Source organism: Cognatishimia sp. F0-27, assembly GCF_020667845.1.
Classification (GTDB): Bacteria; Pseudomonadota; Alphaproteobacteria; order Rhodobacterales; family Rhodobacteraceae; genus JAFMPQ01.
Genome location: NZ_JAFMPQ010000020.1, coordinates 70,107 through 95,733, shown reverse-complemented (window position 1 = coordinate 95,733; position 25,627 = coordinate 70,107). Strand labels below are relative to the sequence as shown.

General features: G+C 65.6%; 22 protein-coding genes. 12 read left to right on the top strand and 10 right to left on the bottom strand.

Annotation, left to right across the window (positions count from 1 at the left end; translation table 11 throughout):
- The first annotated feature begins 518 nt into the window (after positions 1-518).
- The 5 genes from speB to J1C49_RS12250 all read left to right on the top strand — a co-directional run bounded on the left by speB (position 519) and on the right by J1C49_RS12250 (position 5,579).
- The gene (speB, locus tag J1C49_RS12270) at positions 519-1,481 is read left to right on the top strand and encodes an agmatinase (protein WP_227446114.1); all 963 of its coding nucleotides are present in this window, start codon (positions 519-521) and stop codon (positions 1,479-1,481) included.
- Between the two features lie 570 nt (positions 1,482-2,051).
- A complete protein-coding gene (locus tag J1C49_RS12265; RefSeq protein ID WP_227446113.1) occupies positions 2,052-2,468 on the top strand; it encodes a DUF1499 domain-containing protein in 417 nt (138 codons plus the stop codon).
- Between the two features lie 43 nt (positions 2,469-2,511).
- A complete protein-coding gene (prfA, locus tag J1C49_RS12260; protein ID WP_227446112.1) occupies positions 2,512-3,561 on the top strand; it encodes a peptide chain release factor 1 in 1,050 nt (349 codons plus the stop codon).
- A gap of 3 nt (positions 3,562-3,564) precedes the next feature.
- Positions 3,565-4,404: a peptide chain release factor N(5)-glutamine methyltransferase gene (gene prmC / locus J1C49_RS12255; protein WP_227446111.1), complete on the top strand. Its 840-nt coding sequence runs from the start codon at positions 3,565-3,567 to the stop codon at positions 4,402-4,404.
- Positions 4,405-4,757: 353 nt separating this feature from the next.
- Positions 4,758-5,579 (top strand): DUF4167 domain-containing protein, encoded by an 822-nt coding sequence (locus J1C49_RS12250; protein ID WP_227446110.1) that lies wholly within the window; start codon positions 4,758-4,760, stop codon positions 5,577-5,579.
- A 315-nt stretch (positions 5,580-5,894) separates the two neighbouring features.
- Here the strand turns inward: J1C49_RS12250 and rsmA are convergent, their stop codons facing one another.
- The 6 genes from rsmA to lptF form a co-directional block, all read right to left on the bottom strand.
- Positions 5,895-6,737 carry a 16S rRNA (adenine(1518)-N(6)/adenine(1519)-N(6))-dimethyltransferase RsmA gene (gene rsmA, locus J1C49_RS12245; RefSeq protein ID WP_227446109.1) on the bottom strand — a complete coding sequence of 281 codons (843 nt, stop codon included), beginning with the start codon at positions 6,735-6,737 and terminating at the stop codon, positions 5,895-5,897.
- A gap of 127 nt (positions 6,738-6,864) precedes the next feature.
- Entirely contained in the window at positions 6,865-7,830 is a 966-nt protein-coding gene (pdxA, locus tag J1C49_RS12240) for a 4-hydroxythreonine-4-phosphate dehydrogenase PdxA (protein ID WP_227446122.1), read from the bottom strand.
- A 29-nt stretch (positions 7,831-7,859) separates the two neighbouring features.
- Positions 7,860-9,281, bottom strand: coding sequence for a peptidylprolyl isomerase (locus tag J1C49_RS12235; RefSeq protein ID WP_227446108.1), 1,422 nt, complete (start codon positions 9,279-9,281; stop codon positions 7,860-7,862).
- Positions 9,269-11,497 carry an LPS-assembly protein LptD gene (locus J1C49_RS12230; RefSeq protein ID WP_227446107.1) on the bottom strand — a complete coding sequence of 743 codons (2,229 nt, stop codon included), beginning with the start codon at positions 11,495-11,497 and terminating at the stop codon, positions 9,269-9,271. Before J1C49_RS12230 ends, J1C49_RS12235 begins: the two co-directional genes overlap by 13 nt.
- A gap of 98 nt (positions 11,498-11,595) precedes the next feature.
- Positions 11,596-12,690 carry an LPS export ABC transporter permease LptG gene (gene lptG / locus J1C49_RS12225; RefSeq protein ID WP_227446106.1) on the bottom strand — a complete coding sequence of 365 codons (1,095 nt, stop codon included), beginning with the start codon at positions 12,688-12,690 and terminating at the stop codon, positions 11,596-11,598.
- Positions 12,687-13,820, bottom strand: a complete 1,134-nt coding sequence (gene lptF / locus J1C49_RS12220) for an LPS export ABC transporter permease LptF (protein WP_227446105.1) — start codon at positions 13,818-13,820, stop codon at positions 12,687-12,689. Before lptF ends, lptG begins: the two co-directional genes overlap by 4 nt.
- 506 nt (positions 13,821-14,326) lie before the next feature.
- Between lptF and J1C49_RS12215 the strand changes: the two genes are divergently transcribed.
- From J1C49_RS12215 to J1C49_RS12200, 4 genes are all read left to right on the top strand, one after another.
- Positions 14,327-15,802, top strand: coding sequence for a leucyl aminopeptidase (locus J1C49_RS12215; protein ID WP_227446104.1), 1,476 nt, complete (start codon positions 14,327-14,329; stop codon positions 15,800-15,802).
- Positions 15,803-15,869: 67 nt separating this feature from the next.
- Positions 15,870-16,328: a DNA polymerase III subunit chi gene (locus J1C49_RS12210; RefSeq protein ID WP_227446103.1), complete on the top strand. Its 459-nt coding sequence runs from the start codon at positions 15,870-15,872 to the stop codon at positions 16,326-16,328.
- A 233-nt stretch (positions 16,329-16,561) separates the two neighbouring features.
- Positions 16,562-17,497: a lysophospholipid acyltransferase family protein gene (locus J1C49_RS12205; protein WP_227446102.1), complete on the top strand. Its 936-nt coding sequence runs from the start codon at positions 16,562-16,564 to the stop codon at positions 17,495-17,497.
- A gap of 72 nt (positions 17,498-17,569) precedes the next feature.
- Positions 17,570-18,382 carry a glutamate racemase gene (locus J1C49_RS12200; protein ID WP_227446101.1) on the top strand — a complete coding sequence of 271 codons (813 nt, stop codon included), beginning with the start codon at positions 17,570-17,572 and terminating at the stop codon, positions 18,380-18,382.
- Positions 18,383-18,432: 50 nt separating this feature from the next.
- Here the strand turns inward: J1C49_RS12200 and J1C49_RS12195 are convergent, their stop codons facing one another.
- Positions 18,433-19,176: a DUF3592 domain-containing protein gene (locus J1C49_RS12195; RefSeq protein ID WP_227446100.1), complete on the bottom strand. Its 744-nt coding sequence runs from the start codon at positions 19,174-19,176 to the stop codon at positions 18,433-18,435.
- A 267-nt stretch (positions 19,177-19,443) separates the two neighbouring features.
- Between J1C49_RS12195 and argC the strand changes: the two genes are divergently transcribed.
- Entirely contained in the window at positions 19,444-20,472 is a 1,029-nt protein-coding gene (argC, locus tag J1C49_RS12190) for an N-acetyl-gamma-glutamyl-phosphate reductase (RefSeq protein WP_227446099.1), read from the top strand.
- Positions 20,473-20,607: 135 nt separating this feature from the next.
- Here argC and J1C49_RS12185 read toward each other — a convergent pair whose 3' ends face one another.
- The 3 genes from J1C49_RS12185 to J1C49_RS12175 form a co-directional block, all read right to left on the bottom strand.
- Entirely contained in the window at positions 20,608-21,747 is a 1,140-nt protein-coding gene (locus J1C49_RS12185; RefSeq protein WP_227446098.1) for a carboxylate-amine ligase, read from the bottom strand.
- A gap of 203 nt (positions 21,748-21,950) precedes the next feature.
- Entirely contained in the window at positions 21,951-22,370 is a 420-nt protein-coding gene (locus tag J1C49_RS12180; protein WP_227446097.1) for a hypothetical protein, read from the bottom strand.
- Between the two features lie 184 nt (positions 22,371-22,554).
- Positions 22,555-24,054, bottom strand: a complete 1,500-nt coding sequence (locus J1C49_RS12175) for a CoA-acylating methylmalonate-semialdehyde dehydrogenase (RefSeq protein WP_227446096.1) — start codon at positions 24,052-24,054, stop codon at positions 22,555-22,557.
- Between the two features lie 133 nt (positions 24,055-24,187).
- On the opposite strand from J1C49_RS12175, the gene J1C49_RS12170 reads away from it, so the two are divergent.
- Positions 24,188-25,099: a LysR family transcriptional regulator gene (locus J1C49_RS12170; RefSeq protein WP_227446095.1), complete on the top strand. Its 912-nt coding sequence runs from the start codon at positions 24,188-24,190 to the stop codon at positions 25,097-25,099.
- Between the two features lie 62 nt (positions 25,100-25,161).
- A complete protein-coding gene (locus J1C49_RS12165; RefSeq protein WP_227446094.1) occupies positions 25,162-25,599 on the top strand; it encodes a CBS domain-containing protein in 438 nt (145 codons plus the stop codon).
- The last annotated feature ends 28 nt before the right edge of the window (positions 25,600-25,627 follow it).

Below are 25,627 nucleotides of genomic sequence, written 5' to 3'. Positions count from 1 at the left end.
GGGGCCAGCCCCCACACCCCCGGGATATTTCCGGCCCAAAGAAACCGGGTGGGATGCCGAGGGGGGCGGGGGCGCAGGAGGATCGCGCGTGGCTTTCATGGGGGCCGGGTGCCGAGCAAAACTGACCGCAGCGCAGGGCGGTCCGGTGTCGCACGCAGGGCGGATGTGTGGTGGTGGGGGCCAGCCCCCACGCCTCCGGGATATTTCCGGCCCAAAGAAACCGGGCGGGATGCTGAGGGGCGCGCGGGCGCGGGAGGATCGCGCGTGGCTCTCATGGGGCTGGGGTCGGGCTCTTTGCCAAGGGAGCTTGCTGGAGGAAAGGTGGCTTGCGCGGGGCGCGGATTTGGAGCGGCAGGGGCCGCCGCAGGGTCCAGTCAGGCAGCAGCGAGGGTCGTTGCGGCCCGGGGCAGGCACAGGCGGGTGGCGCGCGCGTCGGGGGCGGACAGGGGGCTGCGAGACGCTTTTCGTTTCCGGTGCGGCGGGCTAAAGCGGGCGGATGTCAGTGCAGGAGCCCCGCCATGAGCCTTGAAGATGCCAAGTCCCAGATCGATCACGCCTTCACCCGGGACGACCTCAAGGGGTCGTCTTTCGAGAATGTCTTTGCCGGGGCGCCCTCGTTCTTGCGGCGTCGTTACACCAAGGATCTGAGCGGTGTCGACATCGCGGTCACGGGGTTGCCGTTTGACCAGGCGGTGACCAACAGGCCGGGAACGCGGCTGGGACCGCGCGCCATCCGAGAGGCGTCCCTGCTGCAGCCGTGTGACGCGCCTTATGGCTGGGGCTTTGACGTGCTTTCGGAATTTGCCATCGCCGATTACGGGGACATGGCGTTTGATTATGCCCGTCCGGCGGAGGTGCTCGCGCAGATCGAGGCGCATGTGGGCGCGATACTGGCGGCCGGGGCAGGGTGCATCGCGCTTGGTGGCGATCACTCCGTGACCCATGGGTGCCTCCGGACGCATGCGCGGGTGCACGGACCGCTTTCGGTGATCCAGATCGACGCGCATACCGATACCTGGGCCGATGACGATCCGGGCCGTATCGATCATGGCACTTTCATGTACAAGGCTGTGGAGGAAGGCATCGTTGCACCGGAAAGGTCGGTGCAGATCGGCATCCGCACGGACAATCCCGATCCGCGCGGCTTTCATATCCTCGATGCGCCGCAGGTGCATGCGGAGGGACCGGTTGCGATCGCGGCGCGGGTGCGCGAGATCGTGGGGGACGCGCCGTGCTACATCACGTTTGATATTGACGGGCTGGACCCGGCCTTTGCACCGGGCACGGGCACGCCGGTCTGGGGTGGCTTGAGTTCTGCGCAGGCGGAGCTGCTGCTGCGCAGCCTTGCGGGCATCGATCTCAAGGGGGGCGATGTGGTCGAGGTCAGCCCGCCTTTCGATCAGGCGGGGATCACGGCCGTGGCGGGGGCGCATGTGGCCACGGCGCTCTTGTGCCTGTGGGGCTGGACGCGGCGCGGGTGAGCGGCGCGCGGGTGTCATGAGCGGGTTTGTGTCGTGAGCGGGTGTGCGGCGTGAGAGGGGCTGTGTCGTGAGAACGTGCGTGCCGTGGGAGGGTGTATGCCTTAAGAGGGAGACGGGCGATTTTGCTGTCCTGCGTTCCGCCCATGAGTGTCGCGGGTGCAGGCGCGGGCGCGACGGGATCGGTGCGATTGATGTTTGGACGGGACGCAGGGGTTGCGGTCTTCGGAGACACCTGGCCGGGCACTGTCCGCCACGGCGTCAACCCATCGTCCGGTTGATCCCGCCAGACGGTCGGGGGTGTGGTGCATCCCCGCCGGCGCCACCGGTGTCGGCTTGGCCTGACGGCTACGAGGCCCGGTCCGATCCCGGCGGGCATCAGCGCCGGCACCGAGACGGGCGGACTGCGCCTGACCCGATGGCACGCCCATTCGCGCCGCGACTCCAGCGCCGGTGCGGGGAAAAAACTGGGGGCCGATGCAAGTCATTGCGCCGCGCCCTCTTCAAAAACGGCGGCGGGCATGCCATGTCCGGTGCCTGATCTCACATAATTGGCCGGGGGATTCCGTGCGCATGTTCTTCTACCTCATCGTTCTGCTTGCGATTGCAGGGCTGGCCTGGATCAGGCTGGCGCCATCCGATCCGGCGGTCTGGCATGTGGATCCGATGGTTTCGACCGACCAGGACCTTGCCACCGGGGTGCGGCGCTGGATCCCGTCCGAGGAGACGCCGGTCGCGGATCGGTTTGACCGGTTGCACACGATCATCCTCCAGACGCCGCGCACCGAAGTGCTTGCGGGCACGCCGGGCGAGGGCAAGGTCACCTACATCACCCGCTCGCAATGGATGGGCTTTCCGGACTACACGACCGTCCTTGCGGCGGACGATCACCTTGAGCTTTTTGCGCGGTTGCGCTTTGGTCAGAGCGATATGGGCGTGAACAAGGCGCGGGTTGATCGCTGGCTCGAAGAGCTGGCGCAGGACGGATGACGTGGCCGATGCGTGACCGTGAAAGCGACCGGATGTCCGCCCGATGATCCCAACGGAACGGCTTGCACAGATTCGCGAGAGGCTCGAATTCGTCGAGGCCTCCATGGCCGCCGGAAGCGGTGACATCGCCGCGCTGGGCCGCGAATACGCAGAACTCAAGCCGGTGGTGGAGCGAATCGCCGAATGGGAACGGGTGCGGCAGGATATCGAGGACGCGCGCGCCATGCTGGACGACCCGGACATGGCGGCCCTCGCCGAAGAGGAATTGCCCCTGCTGGAAGCGCGGCTGCCCGCGCTGGAACACGCGGTGCAGCTGTCGCTGCTGCCCAAGGACGCTGCCGATGCGCGCCCGGCGGTGCTGGAAATCCGGCCGGGCACCGGCGGTGACGAGGCTGCGCTCTTTGCCGGCGATCTGGCACGAATGTATCAGCGCTACGCCGAAGCGCGTGGCTGGCGCTGGGAGGTGATCGAGGAGCAGGGGTCGGACCTTGGCGGCCTGAAGGAGCTTGTGGTGCGCGTCGCGGGCGAGGGGGTCTTTGCCCGGCTCAAGTTCGAAAGCGGGGTGCACCGGGTGCAGCGCGTGCCCGAGACCGAGAGCGGCGGGCGCATTCACACCTCCGCCGCAACCGTCGCCGTGCTGCCCGAGGCCGAAGAGGTTGATATCCGCATCGACCCGCAGGATATCCGCATCGACACGATGCGCGCCAGCGGTGCCGGTGGCCAGCATGTCAACACCACCGACAGCGCGGTTCGGATCACCCATGTGCCCACCGGGCTCGTGGTGACCTCGTCGGAAAAATCCCAGCACCGCAACCGTGATATCGCCATGCAGGTGCTGCGCGCGCGGCTTTATGACCTGGAGCGTTCCAAGGCGGATCAGGACCGTGCCTCGGACCGCAAGGCGCAGGTTGGCTCTGGAGACCGGTCGGAACGCATCCGGACCTATAATTTTCCGCAGGGGCGGCTGACCGACCATCGTATCGGTCTGACGCTCTACCGGCTCGATCAGGTGCTTGCAGGCGATCTCGATGAGATCATCGACGCGCTGACCGCAGAGCATCAATCCGCCCAGCTTGCGGATCTGGGACAGTAGGCGATGCGCGGTGCGCCTCTTCTGGCCAAGGCAACGGCACGGCTGAGCGCCGCGGGCATTCCCGATCCAGGGCGCGATGCGCGCAAGCTCATGGCCTTTGCGCTCGATGTGGCGCCGCATCGGCTCACCCTTGTGCTTCCAGAGGAGGTGGCGCCGGGTCACGCTGCCGCGTTCGAGCGTCTGATTGACGCCCGCGCAGAACGTCGCCCGGTGAGCCATCTGACAGGCTCGCGGCAGTTCTATGGGCGCGAGTTCATCGTGACCCCGGCGGTGCTCGACCCGCGCCCCGAGACCGAGACGCTGATCGAGGTGGCCCTGTCTGAGCCCTTCGGCTCGGTGCTCGATCTGGGCACGGGATCGGGATGTATCCTCTTGACCCTGTTGGGCGAGCGCGAAGGGGTGGTTGGTGTGGGCACCGATGTGAGCGCAGACGCGCTCGAGGTGGCCGGGCGCAACCGCGCTTCCATGGGCCTTGAGGATCGCGCGATTCTGAGCCTCGGCTCGTGGTACGAAGCCTTGCCCGACGCACTCGATCCGGTGGATCTCATCGTTTCCAACCCGCCCTACATTGCGCTGGGGGAAATGGCCTTCCTCGCGCCGGAGGTGCGCGCGCATGAGCCGCGCGTGGCGCTGACCGATGAAGGGGACGGGCTCAGCAGCTATCGTGCGATCCTGTCGAGCGCCGCGCGGCATCTGGCACCGGGCGGGCGGCTGATCGTGGAGATCGGGGCGCGGCAGGGCGGGGCGGTCCACGGTCTGTTCGAGGCCGCGGGCTTGTCCGGCGTGCGCGTGATCGGTGATCTGGATGGGCGTGACCGGGTCGTGATCGGGACACGTCGCTGAGCGCCGCGCACCGGCACCACGGTTGGCCACGACCGACGCGGGCGTCAGCAAACCCGAAAAGCGCGGGGCAAGCGGCGGAAATGCACCGATATTTGCAGGGAAATGACACCGCTGGCGCCAAAAAGGGGGTTTACCACTTGTCAGGGACAGGCCGCTATGGTTATTCAGAGCGTGTCGGAGCGGTGGCACGGCCTGGAAAGGCCATCCTGCTCGACACCTAGCCTTCACTTCAGGGCCCAAGCCAGACCCGCTCAGGGTGTCCTGCCAGACAACGATGTGACCGGATGCATCCAGGCGCGATGACCGCGCCAGACCGGCACACACAGTCAAAACCAGACTGGACTGATTTACGCATGCGTTCTTCCAAATCCCGTTCGCGGCCCAAGAACAACCGCAACCGCAATTCCCTTGGCAATGTCGTCAACCGTGTGTTCGACAGCAATGGACCCGAGGGGAAGGTGCGCGGCACGCCGCAGCAGATCATCGACAAGTATAACCAGCTTGCGCGCGATGCGGCCCTGTCGAATGACCGCGTGGCCGCCGAAAACTTCCAGCAGCACGCGGAGCATTACCTGCGCATGCTGGCCGAGGCCCAGCGCGAGCAGGATGCCAAGCGCGAGCAGCAGGAGCGCGAGAATCGCGAACGTCAGGCGCAGCGCGACCGCGAGCGCGCAGAGCGCGATGCCCAGCATCAGCAAAACCAACAGAGCCAGAACCAGACGGCGAATGGTGGCGACGCTCAGCAGGACGGCGCGGGCGACGGGGGCGAAGATCAAGCGCAGGGCGGTCAACAGCGCCAGCCGCGTCAGCGGCGCCAGCGCCGCGCCCCGACCGAGACAGCGCAAAGCGATGTCGTGGATCTTGGCGGGTCTGACGACGATGGCCCCGGTCTCGTGGAGACGCCCGAATCGCGTGCAGACGACCAGCCTGTCGCCGCAGGCGCAGCTGCGTCCCAGCCCGAGCAGGCGGATCAGCCCGAGATCGACAAACCCAAGAAACCGCGCGCCCCGCGCAAGCCCCGCAAAAAGCCCGAGGCCGCGGACGGCCCCGAGGCGGCGGCGAAACCGGCGAAACCCTCCCGCGCCAGGGCCAAGTCTCCCAAAGACACACCGGCAGAGGATACACCGGCCCAAGACACCGCCGCCGATAACGCACCGGATACCGCCGCGGAATAATCCCCCGCGCTCCGATGCCGCCCGGCAGGGCGCGCATCACTTCTGGAGAAGCGGCGCATGGCGGCGGGTATGCTGCCGGAGGCTCAGCCGCCGGGAGCATAGAGCGGCGGGCGCCGGGAGCCTCGGTGGCGGTGGTCTCTTTGACTGAGCGATCGACATTCCGCCATGCTGCAATGGTCCTCGCGCCATGCAGGGCGTGTCGCCACGTATGGGGCGGGCACTGACCGCGCGCTGAAAGCCGGCGCTTGCGCCCCATAGCGCGTGCGCCTTGTGCAGCGGTCTCGATTGAACGCCACACATCTATGATGTGCGATCTCAGTTCTGCGCTAGGACGCGGGCAAGCGCACAGAACGCCTCAAGGCTTACCCGTTCGGCACGCTCCGTGGGCGCAATGCCCGCAGCCCGCAAGCGATCCTCGATATCCGGCGCCAGCCCCTTGAGCGCTTGCCGCAGCATCTTCCGGCGCTGGTTGAAGCCGGCGGCAACAACCCGTTCCAGAACCGCCGCGTCGGCCTCGAACCGCGGCGCCGGCAATGCCGCGAGATGAACGACGGCGGAACTCACCTTGGGCGGCGGCGCAAAGGCTTCGGGCGGGAGCGTCAACGCGATGTGACACTCGGTGCGCCACTGGCTGAGCACGGCGAGGCGGCCATAAGCCTTGCCGCCCGGCTGCGCGACGATGCGCTCGGCCACCTCGCGCTGGAACATTAGCGTCAGGCTCTTCCAGAAGGGTGGCCAATCCGGCGGCGTCAGCCAATCCACCAGCAAGGCGGTGCCGACATTGTAAGGCAGGTTGGCGCAAATCGCGATCGGCGGTGTCAACTGCCCCGCCACGTCCACCTGAAGGGCGTCGCCCTCGATCACCGTCAGTCGGCCGGGATAGGCCTCTGCAATTTCCGCCAGCGCCGGCAGGCACCGGGCGTCTTTTTCCACCGCAAGAACGCGCCGCGCCCCTTCGGCAAGCAGCCCGCGTGTCAGACCGCCGGGGCCGGGGCCCACTTCGAGCACATCACATGCGCTGAGATCGCCGGCAACCCGGGCTATGCGGGCGGTCAGGTTCAGATCCAGAAGGAAATTCTGCCCCAAGGCTTTCTTGGCGCGTAAGCCGTGCGTCGCAATCACATCGCGCAGCGGTGGCAACCCGTCGATCTGGCTCATGACCGTCTCTCTCCCGTCGAGGCGAACCGGGCATGACGTGTGAGGACGCTGCTTCTTCTGTCCCGAAATACTCCGGGGGTGCGGGGGCAGAGCCCCCGTGTCAGGAACGTTTCGTGCCGGCTCACGCTCACCGCGCGCCCCGCGCCAAGCGCCAGGCAAGGCGGAGCGCCTCAAGCGCAGACTGTGGATTGGCGCGCCCGCTGCCGGCAATATCCAGCGCCGTGCCGTGATCGGGCGAGGTGCGCACAAAGGGCAACCCGAGGGTCACGTTCACGCCACGGTCAAAATCCAGCGTCTTGATCGGGATCAGAGCCTGATCGTGATACATCGCGATGGCGGCGTCATAGCGCGCGCGCGCCGCCGCGTGGAACATCGTGTCCGCCGAGAGCGGCCCGGCGATCGTCATACCTTCCGCGCGCAGCCGATCCAGGACCGGCGCGATGAGCGAGATCTCCTCATGACCCATCTTGCCCCCTTCGCCCGCATGCGGATTCAGCCCGGCCACCGCAAGACGCGGCACGGGAATGCCGAACTGCCCGATCAAGGCCGCGTGGGTGATCCGGATCCGCGTCTCGAGCAGTTCCGGCGTCAGCGCGGCGGGAACCTCGGACAAGGGAATGTGGATCGTGGCGGGCACGACCCGCAACGCCTCGGAGGCCAGCATCATCACGACCTCGTCCGCCCCGGCAAGGGCGGCGAGAAACTCCGTGTGGCCGGGATGGGCAAACCCCGCGCCGTCCTGCAGGGCCTGCTTGTGGATCGGCATCGTACAAAGCGCCGAACACGCGCCTGAGCGGACAAGGGCGACGCCGCGTTCGATCGCGGCGATCACTCCGGCGGCATGGTCCGGCTGGGGCGCGCCCGGCACGCGCGGGCCGGGAAAGCCCATGGCGAGCACCGGCAGGGCCTCTGGCGCCACGGCGACAGCCTCCGAGGCCTCCGCGATGACCCTGTGCGGCACGGTTCCGGGCAGATGTGCGGGATCTCCGATAAAGACAAACGGGAGCGCCCCGCCAAGCGCGTGCCAACAGGCCTCGGCAAGCTCCGGGCCCACGCCTGCCGGTTCACCGCAGCTCAAGGCGACAGGGGCCATGCCGTCGGCAGGCCCGTCCTGCGGCGCGCTCACTTCTCGATGATCCGCGCGTCCGCCCGCAGCTGCGCCAGATAGCTCTCGGCCAGCTGACCAAGGCGCTGGTTGCGCAGACCCAGAGACAGCTGGTCGCGGTCGATCGCTTCGTTCACCGCGTTTGTCCGACCGCAGAGCATGAGAAACACCAGGGTCTGCCCACCGGCCCGCGTCAGCGCGGTCGAAACCTCTCCGGGGTCCAGCTTGGACAGCTCAAAGGCAATATCGGTGGGGATCTCCGCAACCGGTTTGGTGCCGCGTTCCAGCACCTCTTCGGGTTGGCCCTGGGCCACGCCATAGAGATCGTCACAGCGATCCACGCGCCCGGCCAGCACACGGGCCTTGGCCAGCGTCTCGGCGGAGCGCCCACCCGGCATGTAATAGGCCGCGTATTCCACGGCCGTCACCTCGGGGGCCACGTAGCCGGTTTCCTCGATGTCGCGCAGCTGAAACAGGGCGATGGCGTTGGGGATCGGGAGCGGCTCGGTGACCTCGCCGGGGCGCAGACGCAACATGAGCGGCTGCAGGGCCGGGGGCAGCTCGGTCAGGGATTGCCATGGCAGGCGTCCGCCATTGCCGCGCGTGGCGGTGGCGGAGTACCGCCGCGCCTGCGCGGAGAACTCGGAGGGCGACGTGATCTGCGCGATCCGTTCGGCGCGCGCACGGATCGTCTCTTCCTGTCCGGGGGGAATGGGAATGATGATCTCGGAGAGCAGGACCCGCACATTGGAGCCGTCGCCACGGTTGCTGTTGAGCGCGCGATCAACCTCTGCTTCGGAGATGGCCGCGCGGCCCGCAAACCGCTGCCGCACAAGCTGACGCCAGGCCAGCCCTGCGATCACGAAATCGCGGAACGTTTCCTCGGCCACGCCTTGCTGTTCCAGCGCTGCGGTGAATTCCTCACGGCCAAGATTGGCACGCCCGGCAAATTCCTCCATGCCGTCAAGGATTTCCTCGGTGGTCGGGCGGATGCCTGCATCGACGGCGGCTTGCCTGCGGAGACGGTCGTCGATCAGCTGTTCGCGGGCCAGTTCCCTGGTGTTGCCGGGCGCGCGCAGCAATTGCAGCATGCGGTCGCGTTGTTCGATTTCATAGCCGGTGATCACCTGATCGTTCACGATGATCGCGGGGGCAAAGAGCCCCTGCGCGTGGCTTTGCTCCGGCGCCGTGAGCCCGATCGCCGCCACAAGCAGCGCAGAAAACACCGTGCCGCCGCTCTGCCACGGGGTGCGGGCGCGCCGCGGGATGCCGCCGGACACCGCTCCGGCGCAGTTTTCGGCACCGTCTTCGGCACGGGGCACGCGCGTTCGGGCGGGCAGGGTCGCGGCGGGGCGGCCTGCCGCGATGCCGAACCGGGACAGGCTGTGGATGCAGGGGCGCACCAGCGGGCGCAGCAGGGTTGCCATCAATGGTCGCATGTGCGTCGATACTCCTTTGCGCTCCGGCCCGTCGAGAAGCCGTTCAGCGCTACGGTCAGGCCAAATTCTGTGGACGGTTCGAGGTTGCTCGAGGATGCAAACCGCCGTGACGCCGAGACTTCAACCTCAACGCATTCATTGCGATATTGCAACCCGAACCCCGCTCGGTCGAGCCGTTCATCCGCAAGGTCGTAGCGCCATTCGGTAGACCCCGTCCAGTGGGTGTCGAAACGGTAGCGCCCGTCAAAGGTCCATTCCGAGAGCGCCGCGTCGCGGTCTTCTTCCGGATCGGTGACCAGAAGCACGTAAGACGCGCCAAGATCCATGCGGGAGTTTGACCAGCCGGCGCGCGCTTCGGCCTTGGAAAACCGTGCCTCGTCGTCGAGCAGGCCGCGCGCGGTGAGGGTCAGTCCCACGGGATGTGAGAAGCGGCCCGCAAGCAGCCAGTCCGAGACCCCGCCCTCGAGCCCGGAGGAGCGGGTGAAATCGGGGTCTTCCTCCTCGCGCCAGATGCGTCCGATCGTGAGCGCGGCCTGCCAGCCCGCCGGCGCCCAATGCATCCAGCGCAGGCCCGCGGCGAGGGTCTGGCCATGCTCGCGGCGGTCGGCGGCGGGAAAGCGGGACAGCGACAGAAGGTTGGCCTCGTCGAATTCAACCCGCGTGCTCTCGTCATTGGGGTTGTTCATCCGCGCGCCACCAACCCAGCCATATTGCAGGACCGGTTCGATCAGCGTGCGCCCGCCGGCGGACCCGGTGCGCGCAAGCGGGTAGCGCAGCGCCAGCGCGACACCCGGCACGGCGCTGGAGACCGTGTCGTCGCTGGTGGCGTCCTGCCGGGTGACGTAGTGATCGAGCCAGAGATTGGCAGTCACCGCGGCGCGCAGGCCGCCGCGCAGGGTCCAGCGGTCGCGCCAGCTGATCGCGGCGTTGACGCGGGTGACGTCGCGTCCGTCCACCACGCTGTCCTCGTCGGTCGTATCGACGTCGATCGAGCTGTAGCGGTAATGCGAATGCGCCTCTGCCCCCAGACGCAGCTCCCCGCCGAAAGCCGGAAACAGGCGCCGCTCATGGCGTATGTCGCCGATGATCGTGGGTTGCGTATCGTTGTCCTCCTCTTCGCGCAGGGACTGGTAATGCACCAGCTGGAAACGGGTGAAGCTGTCGCGCCGGACCCGTGTGACGCGCAGCGTGCTGTCCAGGCGGTCGGTGGAGGTGATGCCGTAATCGTTGAGATAGGCCTCGTCGGATGTTGTTTTGAGGTCGAAATCCAGCGTGTAGTCTTGCCCGAGGTCGAACTGACCCTCGGCAAAAAGGTAGCCGCGCATCCTGTCGGATTTCAGCGTGTCGCGCGACACCGCACCGGTGACCTGGAGATCGCCGTTTACGAAGGCCCGCCTGTAGCGCAGTTCGACCGTGCGGGTTTCCGGAGAGAGATAGGGTGTGAGCGTGATGTCCTGATGCCGTCCGAGAGGAATGAAATAGGGGATCTTGATCCCGAAGCCGAGCAGAGAGGAACTGCGCAGTTCGGGGATCATGAAACCGCGGGCGCGCGACAGGGTCGGGTCGGGCAGGCGCAGGCGCGGCACATAGAAGATCGGCACATCGAGCACGCGCAGCTGGGCCTGGTCGAAATAGAGCTGGCGGGCTTCTTCGTCGTGGATGACCCGCGCGGCGCGGATCTGCCAGAGCGGGGTGGGGCGGTTCTTGCATACCTGGCAGGAGGTCACCGCCACGCGGCTGAGTTGCGTATAGCGCCCGCCGACCCGACGGGCTTCGACCGCGGCGAGTTGCAGTTGCTGATCGAGCACAAGCCGCGCCCCGGTCAGGAGCCCCTCGCGCAGGTCTTGCGAGAGCGTCGCCTGGGTTGCTGTCAGCACGGTGCCGGAGGCGTCCGTGATGCGGATTGGCCCATCGATCACAAGCGTGTCGCTGGCACGGTCATAGAGAATGCGGTTTGCGCGCAGTCGTACCCCGTCTTGCAACGCCTCGACATTGCCCTGCGCGACAAGGCGGTCCCCGTTCTCCACAAAGACCGTGTCGGCCACGAGCAGGGCGGCCTGGGTCGACGATGTCTGGGCTGCGGCGGGACCGGAGAGCGCGAGGAGCGCAGCGACGAGCCATGCCCCCAGCGGACCGCAGGTCCGCGTCGGGTTGGTGAGCGCAGCGACGAGCCACGCGGCCAGCGGCGCAAACATGCGGGCGAGGGATGCGCGCAAAGCGCAGAACCGCACCGGGCGCGTGCTGTGGCGATGCGCTCGTCCGGCCCGAACCGGGCCAGCCTCGCGTCGGCCGTGCAAGCGCAGAGCGACCCTCATCAGCCATCCTCCCGTTGCAGCACCAGCCCGGCGGCCAGCAGCACGGAGGCGGCTGGCGGCACCCAGGCGGCGAGTTCCGGTGTGAGCTGTCCGTTTTCGCCCATGATCTGCGCAAAGTTGCGCACGTAATAGAGCCCGAAGCCCAAAAGCACCGCCGAGAGCACCGCGAGCCCGGTTCGATTGAGGCGCGAGGGTTGCATGGTGAACCCCGCACCGATCAACACCATGGCCACCAGGAACAGCGGCCGTGCCAGCTCCATCTGGAGCCACACGATGTGACGCCGCGCGGAAAACCCGGCTTCCTCGAGATCAGCGATAAAGGCGGGAAGGTCCCAGATGGCAATCGAGGAGGGTTTGCCGAACCGGTCACGGATGCTGTCCTGAGTCAGCGTCGATGGCACGATGAGCGTGTCATGGCTGCGCGCGCTGGCCTCAGGGTTGAGACCGGCGGCCAGAGACCAGGCCTTGGCATCGCTCAGCACCCATTCCCCCTCCCGGAGGGCGGCCTCTGCGGCGGTGATGCGGCGCACGGGCCCACCGTCGGGGGCGTAGGCCACGATGCTCACGTCATAGAGAACCGTCGCCTCCGGGTTGGTCCGGTCGGCATGGATCACCGCCTGGCCTTCCGGCCCGCCCTGGCGCAGCCACAGCCCTTCGGCGCCGATTGACAGCGCGGAGGTGCCGCCCGCGGTATAGAGTTCGCGCAGGTCGGCGTAGCGCTTTGAGGTGACCGCGACGATCGGGTTGAGCATCGCCACGGTCAGCGCTCCGATCGCTACGGCAACGATCACCGGCGCGGCGAGCACGGCAAGTCCGGATCGGCCAGCCGCGCGCACGACGACCAATTCGGACGTCCGCGACAGGTTGAGAAACAGCGCGATCGCCGACAGGATCATCACCAGCGGCAAGATCTGATACAGTCCTTCCGGCAGTTTCAGGGCGACCAATTTCAAAACCTGCCCGAAGCCGACGCTGTCATCCAGACGCCGCAGCTCGTCGACGAGGTCAAGCAGCGCCTGGAACAGCGCAAACCCCGCCGTAAGCGACAGAAAGGTCCAGAAGAAGCGTCGGGCAAAATACAGATGCAGCGTCATGTGGTGGCGGCGTCCTCTGGTGCCCGGCGCCGGGGCCGGAAGGGGCGCGCGGCGCGCCAGAGCAGCCCGGCGGCCATGGCGAGGCCGGTCACGGACGGCAAGTAGATCAGCGGCCAGAGCCGCGCGTCGGCGCGCACGGGATCGGCGACAACGCTTTCCACCAGTTTGATCAGCACGAGCAGGAAGACGGCAAAGACGATCTGACGCGTCACGCCAAAGCGCGAGTAACCGCCCGACACCATGGCCGCAAAGCCCACGAGAGCCGCCACGAGGCTCAGGAGCGGCCCCTGAAAGCGCATATGCGCCTCCTCCAGCACTTCGCCGGGCGTATCGTTGGCCTCTTCGGCCACGGCGTCCGTCTTGGTAAGCAACTCAAGCGTGGGGATGTAGTCCAGCTTGCGGCGCTTGGGCTTGCCCGGTTCGATCAGTGCGGAGATGTCATAGACAAGATCGGCGAAATTGGTCGTGGAGAGCCGCTGTGTCCGGGTGTCGAGGGTCTGGGCCAAGCCGGCAAGCATCACCAGCTTGGGGCCTTCCTCGTCACGCAACAGATACGCGCGCTCCGCCGAATAGGTCACTTCGCGCCCGTCCTGCCGCCGGTCGGAGAGCAGCACATCGCGCAGCTCTCCCTCATCGGTGATGTCGCGGATATAGAAGGTTACGCCGTCCGCGGGGTGCAGGAACGCCCCTTCGCGCAGCAATCGGGCCGAGACCGAACCGGCGATTTCCTGTTCGCGCAGGCGCAGCTGTTCGATGGAGGCGGGCACAAGCACATGCGCCAGAACCGAGCCCATCAGCGTGATCATGAGACCAAAGGCCAGGACCGGCCGGGCCAGACGCCACGGCGAATACCCGGTGGCGCGCACGATCACCAGTTCGCTGTCATTGGAGAGCCTGTTGGTCACATAGACCGCCGCGGCAAAAGCCGAGATCGGTAGGACCAGCGCGATCACGGCAGGCAGTGACAGAACGGTGAATTCGAGGAATATGCCTGCGGAATGGCCATCCGCAATCAGACGGTCGAACAGCACCACGGCGCGATTCACCCAGTAGACGGCAACAAGCACAAGCGCAAAGAAGCCGAACAGCACCAGGAGTTGCGACAGCATATAGCGGTCGAATCGCTGCACCTTTTGCGTTCCCCCAAGAACAGACACCCGGACCCTATCGGATCGCTCCGGAAGGGAAAAGCCGCCATCACGGGGAATGAAGCGGAGTTTGGCGCACCGGTCGGGCGTGGAGGCGGAACCGGTGGCGCCGCGTATCGGAGCGGCGGGGTTGGCGGATTTTGCGTGGGAGTCTGACCCTGCCGCGCAGTCCTTTCCTGCGTCCGGGCGCGGGCCGGAGCGCAGAGCGCCCCGAAGGCGGGCTTTGGCACAGAACGTGCGTGACCCGCACAGCGTGGGATCAAATCGGGCGCCACGCGGCGCGGCAGGCACCTGAATCACATGGCATCCCGGGGGCATACCGGGGGCATCGCAGCACAAACCACGGGCGAGCCGATGCACAATCAGCCGTGAAGCCTGTCACGGCTCTGGCCTTTGGTGGGTGCGCGGATTACCTCTTTGCACAAGGCGCCCCGTGCGGCGCGGACCGAATGACCAAGCAACAGACCAGGCGAGAGGAAGAGCGCGACGTGACCGACTTGAGAGAAATCAGCTTTGCGGATGTGGATCTTGACGTGTTGACCGAGGCGGAGGGCGTGGTTGCGATCCTCATTGCGCCCGATGGCACCCTGTCGCCGGCGGCGCGCCGTCTCAATCGCCTGACCAAGGGCGCTGTGGCGCGTGCGCTCGACAGCGAGGCGTGGTCCGATCTTGCAGAAGCGGACACGATGACGCTGTCCTGGCCCACGGGGCTTGCGGCGGGTCACCTGGTGCTTGTCAAACTGCCGCGCCGTCCGCAGGCGCTTGAGGCGCGCAAGGCCGGTGCTGCCATCGCCAAGGCCGCCGGACCCAAAAGCGCGCTGGTGTTGGTTGAAAACACCACCCGGCCGGAAGAGCTCGCCTTGGGTCTGGCGCTCAAGGGTTATGCGTTCACCGCCCGCAAGAGCGCGCCGAAGGACACACCGGGCGCGGCCGTGATCATGGCGAAGAATGCCGAGGCTGCGGCGGAGGCTCACGCAGGCCTGCGTGCGATTGCCGAGGGCGTTGCCTTCACCCGGGACCTCGTCTCGGAGCCGGCCAATGTTCTGACAACAACCGAGTTCGCGGACCGTCTCGTGGCGCTCGAAGCGCTGGGCGTCGAGGTTGAGGTTCTGGAGGAAGACCGGCTCGCGGAGCTTGGCATGGGGGCGCTGCTCTGTGTCGGGCAGGGGTCTGCCAGCCCGTCCAAGGTGGTCGTGATGCGCTGGAAGGGGGCCGAAGGCGCGCCGCTGGCGCTTGTGGGCAAGGGCGTCGTGTTCGACACCGGCGGGATCAGCCTGAAACCGGCCGCGGGCATGGAAGACATGACCATGGATATGGGCGGCGCGGGCGTTGTCTCCGGCGTGATGAAGGCGGTCGCGGGTGCCAAGATCCCCGCCCATGTGGTGGGCCTCGTCGGGCTGGTTGAAAACATGCCTTCGGGCACCGCGACGCGTCCGGGTGATATCGTGACCTCCATGAAGGGCGATACGATCGAGGTGATCAACACCGATGCCGAGGGTCGTCTGGTGCTGGCCGATGTGCTCTGGCACGCGCAGCAATCCGAAAAACCCTCCGGTGTGATCGATCTCGCGACGCTGACCGGGGCCTGCATCATCGCGCTGGGCCATGACAACGCGGCGGTGTTCTCCAACGATGACGGATTTGCGCAATCCTTCCTGAAGGCCGCGACGGCCGAGGGCGAGGGAGCGTGGCGCCTGCCGCTTGGACAAAGCTACGACGATCTGCTGAAGTCGCAAAAGGCGGATATGAAGAATGTCGGCGGGCGCGCGGCGGGGTCCATCACCGCGGCACAGTTCCTGCAGCGGTTCATCGAGCCGGATATGCCGTGGATTCACCTCGATATTGCGGGTGTCGCGCAAATGACCAAGGAAAGCGCCCTCGGACCCAAGGGGGCAACCGGCTGGGGTGTGATGGCGCTGACGCGGATGATCCGCGACAATTACACCAAGCAGTCGGAGGGCTGAGCCGACAGACGGGCCCCGCTCCGGGGCCGGCACAGGCGGCTGGGCAATCACGCAGCAGGGGCGGTCCATGGGACACGTGTTCTTCTATCATCTGACGCGCAACCCGGTTGAGCAGACGCTCGCAACCCTGCTTGAGCGGTCTTTGGCGCAGGGCTGGCGCGTGGCAGTGCGCGCGCCGGTCCGGGCGCGGCTGGAAGCGCTGGACCGGGCCTTGTGGACCGGGCCGGACGACTCCTTTTTGCCGCACGGGCTTGCCGGGGGCGCGCATGACGCGGATCAGCCGATCCTGCTGACAGAAGGCGAGGCCGGCAACGCGCCGCACTGCGTGATGAGCGTGGACGGTGCCGAGGTCGCGGCAGAGGATGTCGCGGGGCTTGAACGGGTGTGCATCCTTTTTGACGGGCATGACCCGGCAGCGGTGGACCATGCGCGTGGCCAGTGGAAGACGCTCACCGCGGCGGGCTGCAAGGCGGTTTATTGGAGCGAGGAATCCGGGCGCTGGGAAAAGAAGGCGGAAAGCGGCTGAGGCGTGGTTGGCCCGGTCTGGCGAAGGTGTCGAAGGTCATTGCCGCGATCACCCTGCGATGAGCGGGCCACGGTCTTGTGATCTGCCGCGCGCGGCGACCCTGCCGCCGTCCTCCGCGCGCTGACAATCGTGCTGGCGCGTCACACGGGCGTCATGGTCGTATCGCACACTGACAGGGGGCGCCGTGCCTGATAGGCAGCGGGCCAATCATTTGTCACCGATCAGGGTTTGCCATGCTAGAATTGTCCCGCCGGTCATCCCGGCTTCTGGCCCGCAAGATCACCTATGCCGGGTCCGCCCAGACCCGTGGCGGGCGTGCGGTGGTGCGTCTGATGGAGAACGCCACGGGGCGTATCCGACTGATCCGCCGCGCCGAAGGGTACGAGCGGGAGGTGGCCGAGGGACGCGATTTCTGGGATGTGATGGTGGCGCGTTACGGGCTGGAAATCCGTGTGTTCGGGGAACGCCTCGCCGCGATCCCGCGCACCGGGCCGTTGGTGCTCATCGCCAACCACCCGTATGGCATCCTCGACGGGCTGGTGATGGGGCAGGTGCTGTCGCAGACCCGTGGCGACTTTCGCATCGTCGCCAATTCGGTTTTCGGTCAGGCTCCCGCCATGGACGGCATCGTTCTGCCGATCTGTTTTGACGGGGGCCGCGAGTCGGTGGCGCGCAATCTCGCCACCCGAAAGGCGGCGCTCGATTACCTTGCACGGGGTGGGCAAGACGGGCAGGGCGGGGCAATCGGAATTTTTCCCGGCGGCACGGTATCGACCGCCGCGCGCCCCTTTGCGCGCCCCATGGACCCGGGCTGGCGCGCCTTTACCGCCAAGATGATCGCCAGATCGGGGGCCACGGTTGTCCCGCTCTATTTCGCCGGGCACACGTCGCGGCTGTTTCAGGTCGCCTCGCATCTGCACAGCACGCTGCGGCTCGGCTTGCTGATCCGCGAGTTCGACAAACGGGTGGACACGCCCGTCGAGATCACGGTCGGCGCGCCGGTTGATCCGGGCGAGATTGCCGCACATGCCAAAGAGCCCAACAAGCTCATGGATTTTTTAAGACACAAGACGTATGAGCTTGGCCCTGACCACCCCGAACGGTTCGACTACGGGTTGGAATTCGAGGACAGATACCGGCGTGGCAACGCGCCGGTCCGCCGTTACTAGCCCGCGAACCCGGGCCCATGCGGCACCGGTCACACCCGCAGAAGCGGGGTGCGTAACGAGAAGGGCGAAGCCATGGCAGTGGGCGTATTCGATAGTGGTCTTGGCGGGTTGACGGTTCTGGACGCGGTGACGCAGGCGTTGCCGGAAGTGCCGTTTGTCTATTTCGCCGACAGCGCGCATGCGCCTTACGGGGTGCGCGATGCCGATGATGTCTACGATCTGACAACCCGCGCGACGCAACGGCTGTTCGATGCGGGCTGCGATCTCGTGATCCTCGCCTGCAACACGGCGTCGGCGGCGGCGCTGCGCCGGATGCAGGAGAGCTGGGTGCCGCGCGACAAGCGCGTCTTGGGCGTGTTTGTGCCGCTGATCGAGGCCCTGACGGAGCGGCAATGGGGCGACAACTCGCCGCCGCGCGAAGTCGCGGTGCAGCATGTGGCGCTGTTTGCAACACCCGCGACGGTCCGCAGCCGTGCGTTCCAGCGCGAGCTGGCATTTCGCGCCATCGGCGTCGATGTGGAGGCGCAGGCCTGCGGCGGGTTGGTCGATGCCATCGAAGAAGGCGACATGATCCTTGCCGAAGCACTGGTGCGCAGCCATGTGGACGCGCTCAAGCGCAAGATGCCGGACCCGCAGGCTGCCATTCTCGGCTGCACCCACTACCCGCTGATGCAGGACATCTTTCAGGATGCGCTTGGCCCGAATGTCGCGGTCTATTCGCAGGCCAACCTCGTGGCCGCAGCGCTGAAGGACTATCTCAAGCGGCATCCGGACATGATGGGCTCCGGCACCGAGAGCGGATTTCTGACCACTGGAAAACCGCAGAAAGTCTCGCATCACGCGACGCAATTCCTGCGTCGGAAGATCGATTTCGAAGCGGCCTGAAGGGCGGGTTCTCTGGATAAAGAATTATCTGTAACTGTCTGCAATATAATCTATTTCAGGTCCCTGTCGCCAACATCGTTGATCCACCAGTCGCGCCGCAAACCCTTGAACACGGTGATCGGCGTGCCAATGGGAAAATCGCGCAGATCGGCTGCGCTTCTCAGCATGCTTTGCCCGATGCGGCCCTCTTCGGATTGCCACGAGATGCGGTAGCGTGGTTTGCCGTTTTCTTCCCAGGCGGTGCGGTCATGTGAGGTGATGCGGGCCGTCTGGCGCTCCGCATAACGCCGGGCGCGGACCGCATCGACCGCGCGTCGCGCCGGCAACCAACCCGTGATCAGCGTCGCAAGCCCGAGCACAAGCGCCACGGCTTGCGCCAGCCGCGCGCCGAAGCGAGTCTCGCCACGGGTGATCTCGATGGTTTCGGGCGCATCCGGGAGATACCAGACGGGCAGGGTGGTGCCGACGGTCTGCGCCTCGAACACGGCGGCATCCACCGGATGGAGGACGTGCATCTCGTGGCCGCCCTGCATCGGAAAGACCAGCGCAAGCTCATAGGTGATTTCGGTGCCGCCATCCTCGTCGGCGACCTCCGTCCTGTGGCGGTCCGTGACCTCCGCCGTGGTCTCGATTGCGCTGGCATCGAAGCGGTCGGCCTGCACCTTGAGCGTCGCGGCACCCATGGTGATGAAGACACACAAGGCGGCGGGGATCGTGGCGGCCCACCCGCCGAGCCGCCAGAACAGACGCCAGATCGCGACAGGCGGGCGATGATCGACGGCACGGCGTGGCATGGATCGGACCCTCGATGCGCGGTTCGAAAAGGGCTTTGCCGGGACAGCCTAGCAGATCGGCCCGGTTTTGGGGAGACAGCGCCGCGCCAACGCGGGGGCATTGGGCATTGATCCGGGCGGGCCGCTTCGCTATAGCCGATCACGAAGACAAGGATGCCTCCCCGTGACCCGACGACAGACGCTCAGCACGCCACGACGATAACCGGCCCCGCATCGCGCGCGGGCCTCCGCTTCTGTCTTTCCAACATGTTTCCCCGAGGTATCCTCATGACCCATTCCATCGCCATCATCGGTGCGTCCGGTTACACCGGTGCCGAACTGATCCGGCTGATTGCCACGCACCCGTCTTTCGAGATCAAGGCGCTGGCCGCCAACTCGAAGGCCGGCCAATCGATTGCGCAGGTGTTTCCCCATCTGCGCCACCTTGATCTGCCGGACCTCGTCACATGGGAAGAGATCGATTTCGATGCGATCGACCTGTGTTTCTGCGCGCTGCCGCACAAGACCAGCCAGGACGTGATTGCGCGGCTTCCGTCAACGTTGAAGATCGTCGATCTCTCGGCGGATTTCCGGCTGCGTGACCCGGAAGACTACGTGCGGTGGTATGGCAATCCGCATACCGCGCCAGAGCAGCAGGCGGAGGCGGTATACGGCTTGACCGAGTTCTATCGTTCTGCGATTGCCGAAGCCCGGCTTGTGGCCGGCACCGGATGCAATGCGGCCACGGGGCAATATATCCTGCGCCCGCTGATTGCTGCCGGGGTGATCGATCTGGATCGCATCGTGCTGGATCTGCAATGCGGGGTCAGTGGCGCCGGGCGGGCACTCAAGGAGACCCTGCTGCATGCGGAGTTGTCCGAAGGCACAAATGCCTACGCGGTCGGCGGCACCCATCGTCATCTCGGGGAATTCGACCAGGAATTTTCGGAGATTGCAGGACGGCCGGTCACGATCCAGTTCACACCGCATCTCGGGCCGTTCAACCGCGGTATTCTGGCGACGGCGTACGTGGATGGAGACGCAGGGGCGATCCATGACGCTTTGGCGGATTGCTATGCGCAGGAGCCGTTCGTGACCGTGTTGCCGATGGGGGAAACGCCCTCGACCCATCACGTGCGCGGCTCGAACTTCTGTCATATCGGCGTTGTCGCGGACCGGATTGCCGGGCGCAGCATCGTGGTTGCGGCGCTCGACAACCTCACCAAGGGCAGTTCGGGCCAGGCCATTCAGAACGCCAACCTGATGCTGGGCGAGACGGAAACCGCAGGGTTGATGCTGGCCCCCTGCTTTCCCTGACGGAGCCGCACGAGCGCTTTTCGGGGCGATGGGCGCGTGCGCGCGCTCCGGATCGGCCCGTTGGGCGCGCGTGATCAGGATACCGCGTGCGGCGCTGCGTGAAGGCGGCACAGCGGTGCGGGGCGGGTTCGCACGCTAGAGCCCCTCGTGGAACTCTTCGATCAGGTGGTGCACGACCGCGCGCATCTGGCCATCGTGATCGGCGCCTTGCTGTTCCGCCGCAGCCGCCGCGGCGCGCTGCCGGGTGGCGGAGGTGCCGGTGCGTGCGATGCGCTTTGCCGCTTCGAGCTCCGCCCCGCATTGCAGAACGCCGGCATCTTCTTCGAGCAATGTCACAAGCTCGTCGATCAGGTCGGGCATGGAGACGATCTCTCCGCGTCCGAAATCGATCAGCCCTTCATCGACGCCATAGCGCTGTGCACGCCACCGGTTTTCCCCGATCAGGAAGGGGTCGTAGATGCGCCAGCGCTGGTTGTTGCGCCGCAGCCGCCAGAGCATGCGCATGAGGCATTGCGTGATCGCGGCCAGGGTCAGCGCATCTTCCATGCGCGGTTGCACATCCATGATGCGGGCTTCCAGCGTCGGAAAGCTGTGCGAAGGCCGGATGTCCCACCAGATTTTCGAACTGTCCTCGATGACACCGACATCGACAAGGATCTGAACCGAACGTTGGTAGTCTTCCCAATTTGTGACCTGCGGCGGCAGCCCGGTGCGGGGCAGGTTGTCAAAGATCGAGATCCGGTAGCTTGCGAGTTTTGTGTCCTGCCCCTGCCAGAAGGGGGATGAGGTTGAAAGCGCCAGCAAGTGCGGGAGAAAATAGCTCATCTGACGCATCAGATCGGTGCGCAGATTGTCATCGTTCAGGCCCACGTGAACATGCATCCCGCAGATCAGCATGCGCCGGGCCACGCCGCCGAGGGCCCGGCTCAGGGCGTTGTAGCGCTCCTTGTCCGTGTGCGGCTGGTTCTTCCAGTCGGAAAACGGGTGGCAGGAGGCGGCGATGGGCGACAGGCCGTATTTTGCAGAACAGGACGCAACGGTCGCGCGCAGCCGCTTGAGGTCCTCGCGCGCGCTGGCCACGGTGTTATGAGGCTTGGTGCCGATTTCGATCTGGCAGGCGAGAAACTCGGGACTGACCTGACCTTTGAGCATGTCGGCGCACTCGGTCATCAGGTCTTCGGGCGCGTCGACCAATGCACCGCTGTCCTTGTCCACGAGGAGGTATTCCTCCTCGATGCCAATGCTAAAGGGGGGTTCCTGGCTGTCTTTTTGCATGGCGGGGTCTCCGTGGGTCGCGCTCGGATGCCCATTGAGCGTCAATCGCGGTATGGCCGCAAGCCCCGGCGGCACAATTGCAGCGGATCGTCTGGAGAGCCTTGTGCAGAAAGCAGCGCCAAGCCCGGTATCCCTTCGGGGTCTTCTACGCCGATATGAGCGGTATCAGAGGCGGCCGGGCCACGATTCGGCGAGACCGTCGGTCAGCCCGCTTCCGGCCAGACCCGAAAGAGCTGCTCCACCGGTCGGTCGAGCAATTGCGCCGTCTCAAGCCGTGTGCGCGCAAGGGCCATCCTGTATGTGACCTTGTCGGCCACCAGCGTGTGATACATCCGCGCCATGCCAAAGGCGACATCCCCCGGCGCATAGCACACCGACAAGCTGTTGGCGCTCCGCTTGCGGTGGAAGGGGGCAAATCGCGAAATCATGGTGAGCATGCGTGCGAAATCGAGATCGAAATGGGGATTGGCACCGCAATCGACGAGAAAGTCGTAGCTGTAATCGGCGCGTGCGTCATTTGCGAACCGTTCGGTGGCTGCTACGCCCTGATGCAGTGTGAACCGCCCTGTCACCTCTACAATCACGAGTTGCATGTCGCTGTTAATGCGATAAGAAACGCTCAAGTCTGGATCTCTGCTCGTTACGGTTGCAGTGGATCCTAGCAAAAATCTGTCATCAAGCCCATAGCCTGGGAGGCAAGCACTGAAAAAACCGTGATAATCTTGTGGTTCGGTTGCCTCACGGCGTCAGCTTGCGCGGCGGTGAAACGGCTGACCCTGCATGTCGCAGGGCCAGCCTGCCCTAGGGTCAGTCCATTGCCTTGAAGTTGAATTCTCCGCCTTCCTTGATGCCGGAGAACCAGCGCGATGTGACGGTCTTGGTGCGTGTGTAGAAACGGAAAGCGTCCGGCCCGTACTGATTGAGGTCGCCAAAGGCCGACTTCTTCCAGCCGCCAAAGGTGTGGTAGCTCAGCGGAACGGGGATCGGGAAATTGATGCCGACCATGCCGACATTCACCCGGTGGGCAAAGTCGCGGGCGGTGTCGCCATCGGCGGTGAAGATCGCCGTGCCATTGCCATAGGGGTTGTCCATGGTCAGCTTGAGCGCGTCCTCGTAGGTCTCCGCACGGACCTGGCTCAGGACCGGACCAAAGATTTCCTCCTTGTAGATGTCCATGTCGGGCGTGACATTGTCGAAGAAGGACGGGCCGACAAAGAAGCCGTCTTCATAGCCCTGAAGCGAGAAGCCGCGGCCGTCGACAACAAGCTTGGCGCCCTGCTGGACACCGCTGTCGATAAGCCCTTCGATACGCTGCTTGGCGGCAGCGGTGATGACCGGGCCGTAATCGACCTCGTTTTCAGAGGTGTAGGGGCCAACCTTGAGCTTCTCGATGCGTGGCACGAGGCGCTCGACCAGCGCGTCGGCGGTCTCTGCCCCGACGGGCACAGCCACGGAGATCGCCATGCACCGCTCGCCCGCAGCCCCGAAACCCGCACCAACAAGCGCGTCGGCGGCCTTGTCGAGATCCGCGTCGGGCATGATGATCATGTGGTTCTTGGCGCCGCCAAAGCACTGCGCGCGCTTGCCGTTGCTGGCGGCTCGCCCATAAATATACTGCGCAATCGGGGTCGAGCCGACAAAGCCCACCGCCTGGATCGTGTCATTGTCGAGGATCGAGTCCACGGCTTCCTTGTCGCCGTTGACGACCTGCAGCACGCCATCGGGAAGCCCCGCTTCCTTGAGCAGTTCGGCAAGGCGCAGCGCGGTGGAGGGCACGCGCTCGGAGGGCTTGAGGATCATCGCGTTGCCGCAGGAGAGTGCCGGTGCCATCTTCCACAGCGGGATCATTGCAGGGAAGTTGAACGGCGTGATACCGGCCACAACGCCAAGCGGCTGGCGCATGGAATAGAGGTCGATGCCCGGCCCGCCATCGTCGGTGAACTCGCCCTTGAGCAGCGACGGAGCGCCCATGCAGACCTCGACCACTTCGAGCCCGCGCTGCACGTCGCCCTTGCCATCGGGCAGGGTCTTGCCGTGCTCGCGGCTCACCAGTTCGGCCAGCTCGTCCATATGGTCGTTGATCAGCGCGCCGAATTTCATCATCACCCGTGCGCGGCGCTGCGGGTTGGTGTTGGCCCAGCCGACCTGTGCCTCGGCAGCCTTGGCGACGGCGGCGGCCATCTCATCAGGCGTTGCGAGCGGCACCCGAGCCTGAATTTCGCCAGTGGCCGGGTTATAGATGTCGGCAAAGCGCCCAGACGTGCCCTTGACGTGTTCGCCGTTGATCCAGTGAGTCAGTTCTTGCATCTCGGTTCCTCCCGCTTGGCAATCGCGCGCAGTCTAGTCTTGCGCAAACGCATTAAAAAGAGAAAATGGAGCAAAGAAATTTTGCGTTTTTGCAAAGATCGAACGGATTGATCTGTATCCGGGGAGCGTTGCGATGCGCGACGGATGGGACGACATGCGGGTGTTTCTTGCGGTGGCGCGCAGCGAGGGCCTGTCGGCCGCGGGGCGCAGATTGCGCATGGATCCGGCAACCGTCGGGCGGCGGATCGCGCGGCTTGAGCGCGGCGTTGAAACCACGCTCTTTGTCAAAAGCCCGCAAGGCTACACGCTCACCGAAGCCGGCGTGCGACTCGTCAAACATGCGGAAACCGCCGAAGAGGCGATGAACCAGGCGGCACTGGCGCTCCGGAGCGCGGGCGAGGGACTGTCGGGACAGATCCGCATCGGCGCGCCCGATGGCTGTGCCAATTTCCTGTTGCCACAGGTCTGTGCCGCGCTGTCCCGAGACAACCCCGATCTCGAACTGCAGATCGTGGCCTTGCCGCGGGTCGTGAACCTGTCGCGACGCGAAGCGGATCTTGCGGTGGCGGTTTCGCCCCCCGCATCAGGGCAACTGGAAGTGACGGAGATCGCCGAATACCGGCTGCATCTCGCGGCGGCACGGGACTATCTTGCGGCGCATGCCCCGATACGCAGCCTTGAGGATCTGCGCAAACACCGGATCGTCGGCTATATCCCGGACATGATCTTTGATCGCGAGCTGGATTACCTGACGGATCTGGGGCTCAACACCGTGCATTTCGGCTCGAACTCCGTGCCGGTCCAGATGCAGTGGTTGCGGCAGGGTGCCGGATTGGGGGTGGTGCATGATTTTGCGCTTGCCTCCGTGGACGGGTTGCAGCGCGTCCTGCCCGAAACCGTGAGCCTGCGCCGGAGTTTCTACCTGTTGCGTCAGGGGGCATCCCGTCGGAGGGACCGGATTTCGCGGTTCGGGGACGCGCTTGTGTCCGAGATGCGCGCCGAACTGACGCGGCTTGAAGCGCAGGTGGTTGCGCGTGAGGCTTGACAGTCGCGCAAGGGACGGTGACGCTGGTGTTGTCACGTTCTCGTTACAGTGGAGGGACTTCGATGACAGTGCAGCGCATCCTCAACAGCAAGGAAACCACAGGGGTCGTTACCGTCGCGCCGACGGTGTCGGTTTCCGAGGCGGCCAAGATCCTTGCAGAGAAGCGGATCGGAACCGTGATCGTTTCCTCGGATGGCAAGAAGCCCGAAGGCATCTTGTCTGAGCGTGACATCGTGCGGGAGTTGGCGCGCAACGGCGGAGCTTGCCTTACGGAGACTGTGGACAAATACATGACGTCCGATCTGGTGACCTGCACCCGCGCGGACCGCGCCAAGACCGCGCTTGAGAAAATGACCGAGGGGCGGTTTCGCCACATGCCGGTTGTCGAAGACGGCGAGCTGGTCGGGTTGATCACCTTGGGTGATGTGGTCAAGGCGCGGTTGAACGAGGTCGCGGCAGAAAAGGACGCGCTGGAAGGCATGATCGCCAATCAATGGTAAGCCCTCCCGCAACGTGATCATCTTGGGG

What these genes read in the sequence shown, in the direction of transcription:
- prmC (WP_227446111.1), top strand. Translation starts at nt 3,565, where the DNA reads ATGCGCGGTGCGCCTCTTCTGGCCAAGGCAACGGCACGGCTGAGCGCC.
- J1C49_RS12250 (WP_227446110.1), top strand. Translation starts at nt 4,758, where the DNA reads ATGCGTTCTTCCAAATCCCGTTCGCGGCCCAAGAACAACCGCAACCGC.
- J1C49_RS12205 (WP_227446102.1), top strand. Translation starts at nt 16,562, where the DNA reads ATGCTAGAATTGTCCCGCCGGTCATCCCGGCTTCTGGCCCGCAAGATC.
- argC (WP_227446099.1), top strand. Translation starts at nt 19,444, where the DNA reads ATGACCCATTCCATCGCCATCATCGGTGCGTCCGGTTACACCGGTGCC.
- J1C49_RS12210 (WP_227446103.1), top strand. Translation starts at nt 15,870, where the DNA reads ATGGGACACGTGTTCTTCTATCATCTGACGCGCAACCCGGTTGAGCAG.
- J1C49_RS12175 (WP_227446096.1), bottom strand. Translation starts at nt 24,054, where the DNA reads ATGCAAGAACTGACTCACTGGATCAACGGCGAACACGTCAAGGGCACG.
- J1C49_RS12185 (WP_227446098.1), bottom strand. Translation starts at nt 21,747, where the DNA reads ATGCAAAAAGACAGCCAGGAACCCCCCTTTAGCATTGGCATCGAGGAG.
- J1C49_RS12165 (WP_227446094.1), top strand. Translation starts at nt 25,162, where the DNA reads ATGACAGTGCAGCGCATCCTCAACAGCAAGGAAACCACAGGGGTCGTT.
- J1C49_RS12170 (WP_227446095.1), top strand. Translation starts at nt 24,188, where the DNA reads ATGCGCGACGGATGGGACGACATGCGGGTGTTTCTTGCGGTGGCGCGC.
- J1C49_RS12265 (WP_227446113.1), top strand. Translation starts at nt 2,052, where the DNA reads ATGTTCTTCTACCTCATCGTTCTGCTTGCGATTGCAGGGCTGGCCTGG.
- lptG (WP_227446106.1), bottom strand. Translation starts at nt 12,690, where the DNA reads ATGACGCTGCATCTGTATTTTGCCCGACGCTTCTTCTGGACCTTTCTG.
- pdxA (WP_227446122.1), bottom strand. Translation starts at nt 7,830, where the DNA reads ATGGCCCCTGTCGCCTTGAGCTGCGGTGAACCGGCAGGCGTGGGCCCG.
- J1C49_RS12200 (WP_227446101.1), top strand. Translation starts at nt 17,570, where the DNA reads ATGGCAGTGGGCGTATTCGATAGTGGTCTTGGCGGGTTGACGGTTCTG.
- rsmA (WP_227446109.1), bottom strand. Translation starts at nt 6,737, where the DNA reads ATGAGCCAGATCGACGGGTTGCCACCGCTGCGCGATGTGATTGCGACG.
- J1C49_RS12235 (WP_227446108.1), bottom strand. Translation starts at nt 9,281, where the DNA reads ATGCGACCATTGATGGCAACCCTGCTGCGCCCGCTGGTGCGCCCCTGC.
- speB (WP_227446114.1), top strand. Translation starts at nt 519, where the DNA reads ATGAGCCTTGAAGATGCCAAGTCCCAGATCGATCACGCCTTCACCCGG.
- prfA (WP_227446112.1), top strand. Translation starts at nt 2,512, where the DNA reads ATGATCCCAACGGAACGGCTTGCACAGATTCGCGAGAGGCTCGAATTC.
- J1C49_RS12195 (WP_227446100.1), bottom strand. Translation starts at nt 19,176, where the DNA reads ATGCCACGCCGTGCCGTCGATCATCGCCCGCCTGTCGCGATCTGGCGT.